Genomic DNA, 15,588 nt, shown 5'->3' on the forward strand with positions numbered 1-15,588 from the left:
CGTACTGACTCACGCTTACAGTTGGGTGTTCGCTCGGATGACGGGGAGGAGGGCAGCGACGGTTTCAATACCCGGTCATTTCCAGATAGCCCTGGCCGCGGGGCGCGCCGGTGGTGGCGTCCTTGACGGTGACCGCACCTTCCCAGTAGGGCACGCTGGTGCGCATCCAGCGGTTGGGGTGGCGGGCGGCAATGTCCAGCGTGAGGTCCTGTTGGGGCAGGGTCATGCGCCAGCGTACGGGCAGTGTCTGGCCCGCCACCTCGGCGCGCGCCAGCGGCTCCAGCTTCAGCGTGTCGGCCTTCAGCGGGGTCACCTTGCCCTCGGGCGTGATCCAGCTGCCGGAATAATAATCACCGTTGTTGTCCCCGCCGCCGCGCAGGCGAAAGGCCATTACCCGGGCGCCACTGTTCAGATGCAATGAAAACCAGTCCCAGCCGGTTTGAGTGGGGCTCAGCAACTGGCTGCTCCATTCCCGGTCCAGCCAGGCCCGGCCGGTCACGGTGTGCTGCGCGCCGTCCAGCAGTATTTCGCCGTGGACACGGTAAAAGGGCTGGCTGTAATACATGGAGCCCTGGCCATCGGCGGATTTCTGGCTGAAGCCCTCCAGGCCATGGCGCACCAGCGGGCCTTCGGCGCGGAGGTCGAGGCGGTAGCCAAAAGGGCCCTTGGCGTCCTCGGCCCGGGCGTTCAGGCGCAGGTGGCTCAGGGCGTCGATGGTGGGGTCAGTGGCCAGGCTTTCCAGTTGCCAGTTGTCCAGCCAGGCGCGAAAGGGTTGGGCGGTGACGCCCGCCTGGCGGGCCGTCTGCGGGCGGGGCCGGCTGGTGCCCCGGGCGAAGCGTTCCGCGACACGGTGACTGGCACCACGGGACAGGGCCATGTGGGCCATCCACAACTGGTCCGTGGCCCAGGGTTGGGCCCTTGGGTCGGGAGCCGTGTCGGTATCGGGCTGCTGGGCTTGGCGGAACAGGGTCCATTGCATGCCCAGCGGTTCGCCGCTGGCGTCTTCCAGGTTAGCGGTGAGGTACCACCATTCGATCCGAAAACCCGGGTGCGGGCCATGGTCTCCGGGAAAGTTCAGCCGGGTGCCGGGGCGGGCGTGGGCGTAGCCGTCGTTAGCCGCACCCAGACCGGCAAAGCCGGCTCGGCCGGCATCAGGGCCACCGTCGCCGTACCGGTCGGTTTGCGGAGCCGGGTCGCAGGCGGCGAGCAGCAGGGCGCACAGAAGGGTTAATCCTGCGCTCACGGGGTGCGATCGCAGACTCATCCGGCCTCCTCCTCGGCGAGCAGCGCCCGGGGCGGGGTGCGCCACAGTTTAAGCAGCGGCAGGCCCGCCGCCAACAACGCAACCAGCACCGCGGTGAGCAGGGTGAGGCTGATTTCAGCGGGAAACACATGCAGCGGCAGGCGCCAGCCAAAGGCGGCCACATTGATGCCCCACACCAGGCACGCGGTGATGGCGATGCCCAGGGGAACGGCCAGTAAACCGGTCACCAGTGCTGCTCCCGCCAGTTGTACCAGTTGGGTGGTCAGTAACCGGTGCCGCGGCACACCAAGCGCCCAGAGGGTGGCCAGGCGCCGGCGCCGTTCCTCCGCCTGGGCCAGCAGGGTCGCCAGCAGGGCCAGGGCGGCCACCGCCAGGGTCAGGCCATTCAACGCCCGGGTGATGGTAAAGGTGCGCTCAAAGATGGCAGTGGCGGTGGCTTTCAGCTGCCGCTGGTCCCGCAGGTGGTGGGGGGCCAGGGCGAAGCGCGTCATCAGTTGCTGGCGCAGTTGGCCGGGGTCCTCGCCCGGCTGGATGACAATACCCATGGAGCGGGGCGGCACCCTGAACAGACGGCGCACCTGAGCGGTGGTCATGACCAGCTCGCCCCTCGGGTTGCCGTAATCCGGGTAGATGCCCGCTACGGAAAAGGATTGACGGCCCCCGGGAGTCGTCAGGGTCACGCGGTCCCCCGGGGTGATGTGGTGTCCGCGGGCCAGCTGCTCGTTGATAAAGACACCGCCCTGTTGCAGCGTCTGCCAGGCGGCGTCCCGATCGCCCAAGGTGGCCAGTAAGGGCCAGTCCACCATCAGTGTTTCACCCGGGGTGATGCCAAACACCGGCAGCGGCAGGCCGGGCCGGCGGGGGCGCGCGTTGGGCGCACCGATCTCCAGCAGTTCCGAGTCGGCGTTGGCAGTGGTCAGGCGTTCGTGCACCGCCGGGTGCTGGGCCAGCCAGCGGTTGATATCGTCAAATTGCGCCGCGGGCGGGTTGAGGTAAATGTCCGCAATCAATCGCTGATCGAGCCAGTCAAGGAACGTCAGCCGAAAGCCACCCACCATGCTGCTGACCCCGAGGTTGGCCGCCAGGGCAATCAGCAGGGCCATCATCGCCAGCGACAGCCGTGGCAGTTGTAATTGCAGGTCCGCGAGCGCCCATTGAGTGAGGGCCAGGCGGCGCGTCGGCCGGGATGCGCCTTCCAACACCCGCAGCGCCATGGCCAACAGCCACGCCAGCAGCGGTGGCTGCCACAGGGCGGCGGCCAGCAGAATGGCCGCGACCAGCCCGAATCCGGCAATCAGACCGGTATCGGGGGTAAGCCCCAAGGCCAGCGCCGCCAGGGCGGCGACCGCACCCAGCAGGGTTTGGACCCGCAATTGGCGTTGATATCCGCGGCGCCAGGCCTGCGCCTGGCCCAGCCCCAGCAAGCTGAGGCGACTGGCGCGCCACAGCACTCCGCTGCCGGCAATGACCAGCCCACCGAGGGATACCGCCACACCGCCCAACCAGTAATGCCAGGGCAGGCTGAGGGTGCCGCTGACAGTGGCGCCGTAAAGGTTTTGCAAGGTGGCGGCCACATCGGGTAACAGGGTTTGGGCCAGCCATACGCCGCTCAGCAACCCCGCCAACGCCCCTGCCAGTCCCAGGATCGCCAGTTCCACCACCAGTAAGGCCACCAGGGTGCGCCCTGACACGCCCAGTGCCCGCAGTGTGCGCAACAGGCTCAGACGTTGCTCCAGCGCCAGCCCCAGTGCCGCCTGCACAATAAATAGGCCGACGACCAGCGCCAGCAGCGCCATGGCCGTCAGGTTGAGGTGAAAGCTTTGGGTCAGCTCGCGGGGGGAGGCGCGGGCATCCGCGGGTGTCAGGACGAATCCGTCGGGTGCGGCGGTCAGGGCCGTTCTGTTGCCGAGCAGGGCGGTGATGGCGTCGCCGGTACCGAGCAACCGGGCGGCGATGGCAATATCCATCACCAGGGTGTCCGGGGGCAGCGCCGGCACTTCAATCATCGGGGGGAGAGCCGTGCCGCCGTGTACGGTCGGCTGGCTGCCCAACCGGGCACGGGTGTCCGGGGCCAGGCGGGTCTGCCAGGGGGACGACAGAAAGTGCTGCAACGCCCCCGGGGCACCGCTTCGGGTCAGCGTTGTGTCGCCGGACAGGGTGAGCGGGTCGATGCCGATGAGCGTGAGTTGCATGCCATCGTCGGTAGTCAGTTCCCCTTCAATCAGCGGTGAGACGAGGATGCCGGCCTGGCGCAAGCGGATGAAATCGTCGCGGGTCAGGGGCTGGCCGTCTTCCCGTTCGAGGCGGGCATAGTCGTCGCCCAGCAACGCCTCGGCGCGGGCGTAGTTATCCCGGGCGGAGGCGTTGATCGCTTGCACCCCGCTCCATAAGGCTCCGGCCACCCAGAGACCCATCAGCAGCATCGCCAATTGGCCGGGGTGACGGCGATAGTGGGACAAGAGCGTGGCCAGCGCCACTCCCATCAGGCGCATGGCCGGCGGCTGTCCTGATGGTCGCTGCCAGCGGATTCAGCCAGCAACTGGCCGTGGCGCAGCATCAAGCGGCGATCCAGCGGCGCGGCGACTTTGGGGCTGTGGGTCACCATCAGCAGGCTGCTGCCGCTTTCGGCGACCAGTTCCAGTAGCAATTCAAGCACCGTGTCGGCGGTGGCTTCATCCAGATTGCCGGTGGGCTCGTCGGCCAGCAGCAGCGCGGGGCGCGGGGCTAAAGCACGGCCAATGGCCAGACGTTGCTGCTGGCCTCCAGACAGTTGTTCCGGGTAGTGGCGTTCGCGCCCGGCGAGCCCCAGACGCGTGATCAGGTGGGCCGACCAGTCCGGCTGTTCCCGCCCCGCCAGGCGGGCCTGCAGGCGCAGGTTGTCTGCCACATTGAGGCTGGCGATGAGGTGAAACTGCTGGAACACCAGCCCGAGCGCTCCCCGTCTGAGCCGCGCCCGGCCGGCTTCATCCAGGCCGGCCAGCGATTGCCCCCCCAGCGACACCTCGCCCCGGTCGGGCAGATCCAGCCCTGCAGCCAGGTGCAGCAGGGTCGATTTGCCGCTGCCCGATTCGCCCATCAGCGCCAGACTTTCTCCGGCGCGCAACTGCAGGTCGACACCGCAGAGCACCCTCAGGGGGCCCTGGGGGGTGGCGTAGGTTTTGTGGACATGGCGAAACTCGAGCATATCGCGCTCCCGGTTGCTGTCAGTCTCGATGGTGACATAAAACCCTGCCCGGCCCCAGTTTTTGAGGGTTTCGGGGCGCCACGCGGGCGGTGTAGGATAGTAGGGGTACCTGTGGTCGATCACACATGCACGCAGCCAAAAGGACAGACCCACACCATGTTGACACAAACCAATCGACTTTCCGTGACCGCCCGGCTGGCCAGTCTGTGCTGTCAGCTGCTGATTTTCAGCGGCTGCAGTTCCATGTACTACAGTGCCATGGAGAAACTGGGCGTGGAGAAACGCGACATACTGGTGGACCGGGTGGGCGAGGCGCGCGATGCGCAAAGTGACGCCAGTGAAACCTTTCGCTCGTCGCTGGAGCAGTTCCAGAGCGTGGTCGACACTCCGGATACGGCGTTGCAGGAAAAGTATGACGTGATCAGTGCCGCCTATGACAAGAGTAGCCAGGCGGCAGCGCGGGTGCGGGAGCGCATTGAGAAGGTTGAAGATGTGTCCGAGGATCTGTTCGATGAATGGGAAGATGAGCTGGGCCGCTACGAGAGTGCGTCTTTGCGTCAGAACAGCGCACGACGTCTGGAAGAAACCCGCGACCGCTACCAGAGTCTGATCGCCCGCATGCACCGGGTGGAAAAGCGTATGGACCCGGTGCTGGAGGCGTTTGAAGATCAGGTGCTGTATCTCAAGCACAATCTCAACGCCCAGGCCATCGGCGCGCTGGAAGGGGAGCTGGGGCAGATCCGCGAGAATGTGGACAGCCTGATTCGCGCAATGGAAACCTCAATCGCGGAATCCGAAGCGTTCATCCAGCGCTTTCGTGAGTGAGACCGGCCGGAGGCGCGAGGGCCGCGCGGTGAAAGGTGAAGGGATCTTCTAAGCTTGAATCAGTACCGGGCAAGTCAGGGGGCAACCGTGTATGGCTGACAAAGAACTTCGTGCCAAATCGGATAAGCAGGCGATCGACCAGTTTATCCATCAAGTGCGCACCCTGCCCAAGGGCGGCGGCGGGCAGGGCCGGTTGATTTTTGCGCTGGATGCCACCGCCAGCCGGGAGGCCACGTGGGACCAGGCGTGCCATCTGCAGAGTGAACTGTTCCTGGCCACCCGGGCGTTGGGCGGCCTGTCGATCCAGCTGTGCTATTACCGGGGGTTCCGGGAGTTCAAAGCGACCGGTTTTGTCAGCCAGACGGGGCAACTGCTCCAACTGATGAACGCCGTCACCTGTCTGGGCGGCCACACCCAGATCAGCCGGGTATTGGCCCATGCCCGGGATGAGACCCGGGCCAAACCGGTGAAGGCGGTGGTGTTCATCGGTGATTGCTGCGAGGAGCCGGTGGACGACCTCTGTCATCTGGCCGGCGAGCTGGGCATGTTGCGCACCCCGGTGTTCATGTTTCACGAGGGAGGGGACGCTCACGCCCGGGCGGTGTTTCAGCAAGTGAGCAAACTGTCGGGGGGCGCCTATGCCCCCTTTGACCGTAACAGCCCCCGGGTGCTCAAGGATCTTATGGCCGCGGTGGCGGTCTATGCTTCTGGAGGAGCCAAGGCGCTGCAAGATTTTTCCAGCCGCAGCTCCCCGGAAGTGAAACGTCTGACCCGGCAGATCAGATAACGCAGAGTCCCCATGAACCGGTGGGCCCACGGGCCCGGAGTATCCGAGTGCCACTGACGCTTTTGGTAGTCGCAATGACCGTGCTTGCCTGGGTCTGGTTACGCCAGCAGCCGGCCAATCAGCGCGCTTACGCGGTCCTCAAACTAGTGGTGGTGGCCGCCACCCTGATGGTGATTACCATGGTGATCACCGGCCGCCTGCATTTTCTGGTGGCGTTGCTGGCGTTCCTGTGGCCGGCGGTGCGGCGCATACTGACCTCGATTCTGATGGGGGGGGTGGCCGGCGCCGGTCGCGGCGACCCCGGAGCCACTGCGGGCAACCAGTCTCACGTGGCCAGCGAGATCCTCAGCATGACCCTGGATCACGACTCCGGCACCATGAGCGGCACGGTGTTGAAAGGGCCTATGGCGGGCCGGGCATTGGCGGATCTGGGGGAGGACGAATTCATCACTCTGCTGCGCTATTGCCGCGCCCACGATGAAGATTCGGCCCGGTTGCTGGAGTCCTATCTGGACCGGCGCTTCGGGGATTCCTGGCGCGCCGACGATCCGGGCGGCGATGACGCAGAGCATCAGGACCATAACCCCCAAGGCGGTGGCGGACCGCTGACCGAAAGCGAAGCACTGGATATTCTGGGGCTCGCGCCGGGCGCCAGCCGGGAGGAAATCATTCAGGCCCATCGACGGTTGATGCAGAAAATGCACCCGGACCGCGGCGGCAGCAATTATCTGGCGGCCCGTGTGAATGAGGCCAAAGACCGGTTATTGGGGGAGTAGACGAGCGGAGAGTCGCCCGCCACTGTGCAGCGGCGGGCGGTTGGCACGGGCAGGTCAGCCCAGCATCATGGCCGGCAAGCCGGTAATCAGCCAGGGGAAGAACGCCATGAGGACGCAGGCAAGCACGATCAGCGCCACGAACGGAATCACCGCCTTGTACAGGTCGAGGATTTCCACACCGTCGGGCGCTACCCCTTTGAGGTAAAACAGGGCGTAGCCAAACGGTGGCGTCAGGAACGACGTCTGCAGGACCACTGCGACCATCACCACGAACCACAACATGTCCACCCCGAGGGCGTCGATGATGGGCAGCATGATCGGGAAGCTGAGCAGCACGATGCCGGTCCAGTCGAGGAACATCCCCAGCACGAACACCAGAAACAGCATCAGGAACAAAGCCCCCATGGTACCGCCGGGGATGGCCAGCACCAGATCGCTGATCACGCTCATTCCGCCACCGCGGGAGAACACCCCGGTGAAAGCCGTGGCGCCAACCATCACCAGCATCACCATGGTGGTGGTCTTGCTGGCATCGATAAGGGTGTTGTAGCAAGTCGAGAGTTTGCGGTCCCCGAAGGTCATGAACAGCACAAAGGCGATGAACACGCCGATGGCCGAGGCTTCCGTAGCTGTGGCGATACCGGTGAACAGCGCGCCCAGCACGCCAAGAATCAGGGCCATGGGCGGAACAACGTACTTGACCAGCATCACCAGCAGTTCACGGGTGCTGGTCTGGGCGCGTTCTTCCGGCGGCACCTTCGGACCATACTGCGGCTTGATGTAACAGATGATCAGCACGTAAAGGGCGTACATCACCCCCAGCATCAGCCCGGGTACCAGGGCACCCGCAAACAGGGCGCCGACCGAGACCGGCGAGTAACTGGCCATCAGAATGAGCATGATGCTGGGCGGGATCAGAATACCCAGGCAACCGCTGGCCATGATGACCCCGGCACTCAGCTCCTTGTTGTAGCCGTATTTGAGCATGGGCACCAGCGCGATCATGCCCATCACCGCGATTGAGGCACCCACGATGCCGGTGGTGGCCGCCAGCAGTACCGATACGATGACCACCGTCAACGCCAGTCCACCCCGCAGGTTGGCCAGCAACAGGCGCAGTGCGTCGAACATTTTCTCGGTGACCCCCGAGTCGTTCAAGAAACGCGCCATCAGCACAAACAGGGGGATTGCCACCAGCACGTAGTTGTCCATGGCGTTGCCATAGATGTTGTTGATCAGGGTACCCATCACGTTCAGGCCGGGGCCCAAGAGGGCACCAATCACTGCGACGCCACCCAGTACAAACGCCAGGGGGTGGCCCATGAACAGGCCCACCATCAACCCGGCAAACATGACCAGGGTGAGCATTTCCGGACTTATATTCATGCCTGCTCCTCCAGCAGTTCCTGAATAGCGCGAATGACGATCGCAATTCCTTGCAGCAGAATCAGAACCGCCGCAATAAAGATGACGCCCTTGATCGGCCAGACCGGAATCGACACCATGCCGTAGGTGGTTTCACCGCGGCTGAATGAACGCATGAAAAAACTCCAGCCGAGGTTGATCAGCATCCACATAAAGGGCGCAAAGAAGATCAGATAACCGATGATGTCGAGTATCGATTGCTTCTTGCGTGAGAGTAACCGTTTGACCACGTCAACTTCGACGTGAACATGGTGGCGCAACCCGTATGCCGCCATCAGCATGAAATGGGCCCCGAACAGCATCTTGGTGATGTCGAACGCCCAGTCGCTGGGACGACCGGTGAAGGTGCGCAATGCAATATCGTAAAGCACCACTAAGGTGATAATTGCAATTAGTGGTGCAATGATCCGCCCGAACAGTTCATTGAGCGTATCAATTGCCTTGGCAATTGCATTCATGAGGGAACTCCGCAATCAATACCAAAAGAACCGCCCCGGTATCGGGTACCGAGGCGGCGGTTAGGGCCTTAGAGGCAGGCTTCGATTTCTTTCAGCGAAGGCAGGTTTTCGATGGTGCGGCTCATGTTGAATGGCGCTGACACATCACGCCAGTTGGCGTAATGCTCCAGGTAGCTGACCATTGAGTGATACACCTTGGCGTGCATCTTGTTCTCACAGGCGCCGCGAACGATCACTTCATTGGTGACCTTCTGGATGTGGGCCAGATCTTCAGCCGAGAACTGGTTGATCTGTACACCCGCCTCGCGGAACTTGACGGTGCCTTCGGTGGAACCGCGCTCGGACCAGGCCAGTGACCAGGCCATGGTGGCGTCAGCGGCGATCTTCAGTTTTTCCTGAGTCTCCTCAGACAGTTTGTCCCACGCGTCTTTGTTGATCATGACGCCAAAGACACTGGCCGACTGGTGCCAGCCGGGCGTGGCCCAGTGCTGAGCCACTTCGGCAAAGCCGGCCTCGTAGTCAACACCCGGTGTGGAGAACTCACCCGCGTCGATCACACCACGCTCAATGCCCTGGTAAACCTCACCACCGGCGAGGGTGACCTGGGAACCACCGAGTTGCTCCAGTACACGCCCCTGGTCACGACCGGAAAGACGCACGCGCTTGCCGTCGAGATCCGCCAGGCTCTTGATGGCAGTGCGGCCCATGAATCCGGATTCGTTGTTGGTGATGCCGTACGGCAGGTACACCATGTTGTAGTCGCCGTAGACTTCCTGGTAGAGGTCGAACCCGCCCCACTGCTGGATCCAGTTCAGGTAGTCCACGCCGTTGAACAGGCTGGTGGTGGTCGCCAGCGGTGAAAACGCCGGGTTGCGGCCTGCCCAGTAACCGGGCCAGTCGCCGGCGGCTTCTATACTGCCGGTTTCGGTGGCATCAAAGACTTCGGTACCGGGCATCAAGGTTCCGCCGGCACGGAAGTTGATGGTCAGCTCATCCCCGGCAAGCTTGTTGACCAGGTCAACCCAGTGGCGATCGATTTCGATCAGCGCCAGGTTGTCCGGCCAGGTAGTGGTCATGGTCCATTTTTCTTGGGCCAACGCTGTCGTTGAGAAAGCGGTAAGTGCGACCGCAGCTGCTAGCCCGGTAATGGAAAATTGGGTGGTTTTTTTCATTTTATCTTCCCTGGAATGTAGCTTATGGAATTGTTTTTTTGATTCTCGGAAAAAGCGGAAGTCCGCAGTTGACGTTCACGTCAAGTAGGTCTTGCCGAGCCCGTCAACTGCTTATTTATATTAGTATTAATGCTCCACCTAATGCAACAGCTGTGACCAACCGAGACAGCGCAACAACAATGATACTGCGCAAGGCCACGCCGATGACGATCGCCGCCAGCGCATTGACGTCCGGACTGACGCCGTTGCGCTGCAGCATGCCATCAGCAATGGCATCAGGAACGGTGTTCTGAAATCCGGGCGGAAGCAACTTGCGGTGACCGGTGTGACAGACGGGCTCAATCAGTGGCTTGCCTGGGTGCAAACGCGAAACCGGCCGCGGAGGCGGGCTCCGATGCCGGTTGGTTTCTGTGCCTGGTTACCGTTCAGGGTGGTGTATGCCTGCCACGGCACCATGGTTTTTGGTCACCATATCAGCAGTTTTTGCTTTATCGTCAATGGTTTTGGTCGGATAGCTCGAAGCTTCGTTAATACGGTCCGCCAGACCGTCCATGGCAACTGCACTGCTGGCAGAGAGCGCCAGTAAAACAGAGGCCAGAATCGCAGTGATGGTCTTCATGACTACTACCCCTTTGCAGTTTGAAAGTTGCAAGCAAGACAAGTTCAAGGTGTCTGCTTGCCGTTACTGCTTAGACAAAGGGCCCTTAGGTTTGTTACGCCGGAAACATTAAAACATCAGCGGCTATCGCCTATAAAAAGGCGATGGCAGCCGCTGGTGATTTGGTTAACCGTCCCGATTGCGGTCATTGGCGTAGTCGTCGGATTGGCGTCTTTTCTGGCGGCGGTTGAGTTCATGGCGATTCAGGTGTTCGCAGGAAGTCCTTCTGCCCGAAGCGGGCGCAATGCGCGGCGGCCCTGCAGGCTGCCGCTGTCGGTTGGTCAGGGTTTGGGGCGGCGCATCTGGAATTTCTGGTCCGGCCCGACGCTGAAATAATCGCCCGGTCCACCGGCACGCATCACCGGCTCGGCTGCCCCGGTGTCGAAAATACCGTCCCGGAGCAATTCCCGGGCAATGTGAACGCCAACCACCTCACCGAACACCACCCAGGTGTCGACTTTTTTCTGATTGGAATCCGCCAGTTGCACCACCTGGGACAGGCGGCACTCCAGCGAAACCGGGCTTTCAGCGACCCGGGGCACGGCAATCACCCGGGAGTCCGCCGGGGTCAGACCGGCGAGGGCAAATTCATCCACTTCCGGTGTCACCGTCGCCGAGGTTTCGTTCATTGCCTCACTCAGCGAGCGGGTCACCAGATTCCAGCAGAACTCACCGGTTTCCTCAGCATTGCGGACCGAATCCTTGTAGCCAATGCTGGCAAAGCCGACGATGGGCGGACGGTAATTGAACGCGTTGAAAAAACTGTAGGGCGCAAGATTGAGCACCCCGTCGCGGTTCTGCGTGGATATCCACCCGATGGGACGCGGGGCCACCAACGCGTTGAACGGATCGTGGGGCAGCCCGTGGCCGTTGGTGGGTTCGTAAAAATGGATATCGTCGTGCATCTGCACCTCCGTCAGCGATTGTTGTTCTGGCCCCCAGGATGGACAGGGCCCGACTGCATTTTCGTCAGGCAGACTAATACACTATGGTATGCACTGCTATGGCATAACCAAAAAACGCTTCCAACAAAAGGACTTCCCGATGAATAAACACCGCCTGATGGCTCTGGCTATTGCCGCCATGCCCATGGCTGCCGGGGCCGAAGTGACCCTGGCAACCCTTTTCCCGTCCCATGCGGACCTCACCTGGGAAGAGCGCAAAACGGTCGCCGCGGGAACAGGCGTTGTGGAAATTACGGGACTGCCCGTCAGTCTGCAGGAGCAAAGTCTGCAGGTGGCGGTTGCCGGCGTTGCTGGCGCCCGGATCCTGCAGGTGCAAGTCAATCAAGTGGAGCAGGCGGAGTTTGTGGCCGCCGACACCCGCCGCATTCGTCACGAACTGACGAGGGTTTCCCGGCGCATTGAGGCGCAGGAAGACGCAATCCGGGCCTGGAATCAGCAGGTTACACTGATGACCAAAGCGGCGGAGACGCCTCAGGAGCTGTCAGCCTCCGAACTGAAGGACCTGGCCGCAGCGGTAAAGGAGAGCACCCAAAACGCGTTGACGGAAATTCGCAGCATTCGCGCAACCATGGCGGACGACCTCGCTACCCGAGACCGCCTGCAGCGGGAGCTGTCCCGGATCAAGCAGGGTGCCAAGGCAACCAAGAAGGTGTTGGTGCGCTATCAGGCCCAGAATCCGGGCGAGTTGCAAGTCTCGCTCCGGTTCCAGACCCCCGAAGCCGGCTGGCGGAGCGAATACAACGCTCGCTTGCAGGTCGAAGCAGACACCCAGCCGGACGGTGAACTGGTTCTGGAACACATGGCGGTGGTGCGGCAGACCACCGGCACCGACTGGGACGGGGTGCAGCTGCACCTGGCTACCGCCAATGCCCGCCGGGGTACCGCGATGCCGCCACTCCATTCCTGGGTGGTCAGCCCGCAGCAACCCCAGCCTTACCGGATGAAATCCGCAGCACCCCTGGCGGATATGCAGGCCGAAGCCCTGATGGGCAGCAGCGCGGTCGTGGAACGCCAGAGCACCTTTACCCAAAGCTACCGGTTGCCCCAGCCGGTGGCCATCCCCAGTGGCACCGCTGGCCAGCGACTGACCGTCGCCCACCACCGGATACCGGTAACGGTGGCCACCTGGACGGCGCCGGTGCTGGACCCTACCGGTTACGTCTACGCTACCGGTAAGTTCACCGCAGACGCTCCCATACCCGCCGGACGAGTCACTTTGTATCGGGACGCCCAGAGTGTGGGGGAATACCGGCTACCGGAACTCGCCGATGGCGAAGAGTTGACGCTCGGGTTCGGCGTGGATGAGGCGTTGCGGGTGGCGGTGATCAATGAGCTGGAACTGAGCGGCGAGGAAGGCCTATGGAAAAGCGAGAATGTGCAGCGACGACAAAACCGCTTCGAGCTCACCAACCACCACCCAACCCCCATCCAGGTGCGGGTGTTTGACCGGTTGCCGGTGTCACAGGAGGACATTCTGACGGTAAAGCCTCTTCAAATCAGTGAGCCGGTTGTGCGGGATGTGGACGATAAAAAAGGTGTATTGGCCTGGGAGCGTACCGTGCCTGCGGGCGGGACGGTCAGTGTGAAATCGGGCTTTGAGGTGCGGGTGCCGGAAGGAACCGCACTGCCGGAGCTGTAGTGAGGCGCCGTTACTGAACCGCCAGGTTGGCAGTTCAGTAACGGCAGCGTTATGGCCCGTGGAGGTCAGCTCAGAATGCAAACTCCAATCCGGCGTGGAAGGTGCGTCCGGCCGCCGGTTCAAAGTAACGGTCGTTGCTGGCGTTGATGCGGACGTTGGCGAAGTGGTTCTTATCCGTCAGGTTGCGAATGCCGGCGAAGGCCTTCAGTTGCGTCTGCCGGTCGGAGTAGAGCGTAGTCCCGCCCCTCAGGTTGATCAGCCAGTAGTGGTCCACCTTAACCTCGTTGGCATCGTCCGCGAACATATCGCCTACGTAGCGGGTTTCCAGAGTGGCGAAGGGCCCACCCAGCCCTTCCCAGGTCAGTTGTGTGCTCCACGTCTGTTCGGGCAACCCGGGCAGGCGATTGTCATCCAGGCGGTTGCCGTCGACGGTGTAGTTATCGAAGGTATAGCGCGCCAGTGTTAATGCCGTGTCAATTGTCCAGGCCGGTGCCAACAGCCAGATGACCGAGGCTTCGATGCCTTTCCGGTTGGTACTGCCGGCGTTACGGTAAAAGGTCCGGCCGTCTTGTTCGAAGGGAATCAGCTCGTCGCGGACATCCACCCAGAACAGAGCCAGATCGTAATCGACTCCCTTCGTGAGCGCGCCGCGCAGACCCAGCTCATAGTTGGTTGCGGTTTGCGGCTCTATGTCCGGATTGAACCCGCCGGAGCTATCCGGGTTGGCGAACTCGGAAAAGGTGGGGGTTTCGAAGGCTGTACTGATGTTGGCGTAAGCCTGTTGCAGCAGCGCATACCGGTAGCTCAACCCGGCGGAACCGCTCCACTCGCTGAAGGAACGCTTGCCTGACTGGTCATCGTCAGCGTCGAAGCGGTCATCAATTTTCATGCGGATACGGTCAAAACGCCCGCCCGCCGACAAACCCAGCCGGTCAGTGAGCAGCAGGTCGGTCTGCAGGAACGCACTGAGGCTGGTCGCAGTTTGCATCTCGTCAGCCGTCAACCCTTGCAATTCCCCCGCAAAGCTCATGCGTCTGCGGATACGGTCGTCCTCCTGTCGCCGGGCCTCCAGACCCGCTATATAGGTGAGGGGCAGATTGCCCAGCTGCACCGACTGACGATAATCGCCGCTGATCCCGAAATAGTCCCGGTCGTAATCGATGCGGCTGGCACCAGGAAAGGGCAGTTGCTGTTCAAAGTTTCGTAACAGATAAAACGTGCGCAGATTTAGTTCACCGTGGCCGGCGGAACCGTCCCGGTACTGCAAGCCTAACACCTGCTGGTCGACGGTTTGGCCGGTGTCGAATTCCTCAGTGAAGCGTCCGGCCTGTGTGCGGTCAGTGTTGACCTGTGCTTCGGTCAGTGCTCCAGGGTCTTCTGACCGGGGGTTGTCCAACAAGTTGATGATAGTGGTCAGCGAGCGCTGATTACCCAGATCCCGGCGAATCTTGGTATTCAGCAGGTATTTCTCAACTTCGCTTTGGTCTCGGTGGCCGTCAAAGTTGAGCGCCGAGAGGCTGATGCTGTGGGCCCAAGGGCCGTCGCTGCGGCTGTTGCTGAGCGACAGTTTGCCGAAGCCATCGCTGCCGCCCGTGGCCCGCACCCGGGTTTGGTCCGGGGGCTGGGTACCGTCGGCGGTAGTAACCCGAATCACCCCGCCCGCGGCGTTGCCATACAGAACGGAGGAGGCGCCCCGAATCACTTCAATCCGTTCTGCAGTATCAAGATCTATGGCGTCCAACTGGGCCTGGCCATCCGGCAAGGTATAAGGAATGCCGTCAACGACCACGGTAATGCCACGCACCCCGAACGGTGCCCGGGCACCAAAACTGCGTATGGAAATGCGTTCACCCTGGGCGAAGTTTTCCCGGTTCTGCACAAACACACCGGGCAGCTGGTTCAGGGTTTCATCCAGTTTCAGCTGCTGTTGGCCCCGCTGTATGTCTTGCCCGCTGACGACAGACATGGCAACCGGGGTGTCATATAACTCGCGTTCCAGCAACGGTGCTGTAACGACTATATCGGCGGCCGGCTGAGCGTGAACGCTGGTGATCGCCGACGCCAGGATCAGGCTGCTGTTCACTAACAATCGAAGTGGTGGAAGATTCATGGTGATAAACAGGTATCCCGAATGGACTGAAGGGTTTGTTTTTATAAGTTTTAGAGCTTTAAGTAACCTTAAGTGAACCCCTGCATGGTGTCTAGTTTGCTCTGCTGAATTGGAACGACTCCTGAGTTGCCGGGCAGCCAGAGCACTAACCCGGGTAAAGTCTGCAAACCTGGGGGGCCGTCCTGGTCTATGCGCAGCGTCACGCCGCAATGGGAAGGCTAACCGGGGGCATTTTGCGGTCATAGAGTTCCGTTGTTGCGTTCTGCAACAGGTGTGGTAGTGTGAAACAAAAGCTCGTTTTTGGGCCGTTGTAAACTTGTGGTTA

Annotated in this window: 14 protein-coding genes; 4 read left to right on the forward strand and 10 right to left on the reverse strand. The window is 61.9% G+C overall.

Annotated elements, in window-relative coordinates; translation table 11 throughout:
• Positions 1–64 precede the first annotated feature (64 nt).
• Genes BG841_RS14490 through BG841_RS14500 form a run of 3 tightly spaced genes read right to left on the reverse strand, consistent with a single transcriptional unit; the run spans position 65 to position 4,448 of the window.
• Positions 65–1,264: a lipocalin-like domain-containing protein gene (locus BG841_RS14490; RefSeq protein ID WP_070058295.1), complete on the reverse strand. Its 1,200-nt coding sequence runs from the start codon at positions 1,262–1,264 to the stop codon at positions 65–67.
• Positions 1,261–3,756 (reverse strand): ABC transporter permease, encoded by a 2,496-nt coding sequence (locus BG841_RS14495; RefSeq protein ID WP_070058296.1) that lies wholly within the window; start codon positions 3,754–3,756, stop codon positions 1,261–1,263. Before BG841_RS14495 ends, BG841_RS14490 begins: the two co-directional genes overlap by 4 nt.
• Entirely contained in the window at positions 3,747–4,448 is a 702-nt protein-coding gene (locus BG841_RS14500; protein WP_070058860.1) for an ABC transporter ATP-binding protein, read from the reverse strand. Before BG841_RS14500 ends, BG841_RS14495 begins: the two co-directional genes overlap by 10 nt.
• A gap of 156 nt (positions 4,449–4,604) precedes the next feature.
• On the opposite strand from BG841_RS14500, the gene BG841_RS14505 reads away from it, so the two are divergent.
• From BG841_RS14505 to BG841_RS14515, 3 genes are all read left to right on the forward strand, one after another.
• Entirely contained in the window at positions 4,605–5,273 is a 669-nt protein-coding gene (locus BG841_RS14505) for a DUF2959 domain-containing protein (protein WP_070058297.1), read from the forward strand.
• 91 nt (positions 5,274–5,364) lie between these two features.
• On the forward strand, positions 5,365–6,060 hold the full coding sequence (locus tag BG841_RS14510; RefSeq protein ID WP_070058298.1) for a hypothetical protein: 696 nt from the start codon (positions 5,365–5,367) through the stop codon (positions 6,058–6,060).
• A gap of 47 nt (positions 6,061–6,107) precedes the next feature.
• Positions 6,108–6,836 carry a DnaJ domain-containing protein gene (locus BG841_RS14515; RefSeq protein WP_070058299.1) on the forward strand — a complete coding sequence of 243 codons (729 nt, stop codon included), beginning with the start codon at positions 6,108–6,110 and terminating at the stop codon, positions 6,834–6,836.
• 54 nt (positions 6,837–6,890) lie between these two features.
• Here the strand turns inward: BG841_RS14515 and BG841_RS14520 are convergent, their stop codons facing one another.
• From BG841_RS14520 to BG841_RS14540, 6 genes are all read right to left on the reverse strand, one after another.
• The gene (locus BG841_RS14520; RefSeq protein WP_070058300.1) at positions 6,891–8,222 is read right to left on the reverse strand and encodes a TRAP transporter large permease; all 1,332 of its coding nucleotides are present in this window, start codon (positions 8,220–8,222) and stop codon (positions 6,891–6,893) included.
• Positions 8,219–8,719: a TRAP transporter small permease subunit gene (locus BG841_RS14525; RefSeq protein WP_070058301.1), complete on the reverse strand. Its 501-nt coding sequence runs from the start codon at positions 8,717–8,719 to the stop codon at positions 8,219–8,221. The genes BG841_RS14520 and BG841_RS14525 overlap by 4 nt, the downstream gene beginning before the upstream one ends.
• Before the next feature lie 68 nt (positions 8,720–8,787).
• Positions 8,788–9,795 (reverse strand): TRAP transporter substrate-binding protein DctP, encoded by a 1,008-nt coding sequence (gene dctP / locus BG841_RS14530; protein WP_228141672.1) that lies wholly within the window; start codon positions 9,793–9,795, stop codon positions 8,788–8,790.
• A 211-nt stretch (positions 9,796–10,006) separates the two neighbouring features.
• Entirely contained in the window at positions 10,007–10,255 is a 249-nt protein-coding gene (locus BG841_RS16955; RefSeq protein WP_141737108.1) for a hypothetical protein, read from the reverse strand.
• A gap of 54 nt (positions 10,256–10,309) precedes the next feature.
• On the reverse strand, positions 10,310–10,510 hold the full coding sequence (locus tag BG841_RS14535) for a hypothetical protein (RefSeq protein WP_070058303.1): 201 nt from the start codon (positions 10,508–10,510) through the stop codon (positions 10,310–10,312).
• A gap of 320 nt (positions 10,511–10,830) precedes the next feature.
• Positions 10,831–11,454: a flavin reductase family protein gene (locus BG841_RS14540; RefSeq protein WP_070058304.1), complete on the reverse strand. Its 624-nt coding sequence runs from the start codon at positions 11,452–11,454 to the stop codon at positions 10,831–10,833.
• Between the two features lie 139 nt (positions 11,455–11,593).
• On the opposite strand from BG841_RS14540, the gene BG841_RS14545 reads away from it, so the two are divergent.
• On the forward strand, positions 11,594–13,153 hold the full coding sequence (locus BG841_RS14545) for a DUF4139 domain-containing protein (RefSeq protein ID WP_070058305.1): 1,560 nt from the start codon (positions 11,594–11,596) through the stop codon (positions 13,151–13,153).
• A 70-nt stretch (positions 13,154–13,223) separates the two neighbouring features.
• Here the strand turns inward: BG841_RS14545 and BG841_RS14550 are convergent, their stop codons facing one another.
• On the reverse strand, positions 13,224–15,236 hold the full coding sequence (locus tag BG841_RS14550) for a TonB-dependent receptor family protein (RefSeq protein WP_228141673.1): 2,013 nt from the start codon (positions 15,234–15,236) through the stop codon (positions 13,224–13,226).
• Between the last annotated feature and the right edge of the window lie 352 nt (positions 15,237–15,588).

This window comes from Marinobacter sp. X15-166B (assembly GCF_001752365.1).
Lineage (GTDB): Bacteria > Pseudomonadota > Gammaproteobacteria > Pseudomonadales > Oleiphilaceae > Marinobacter.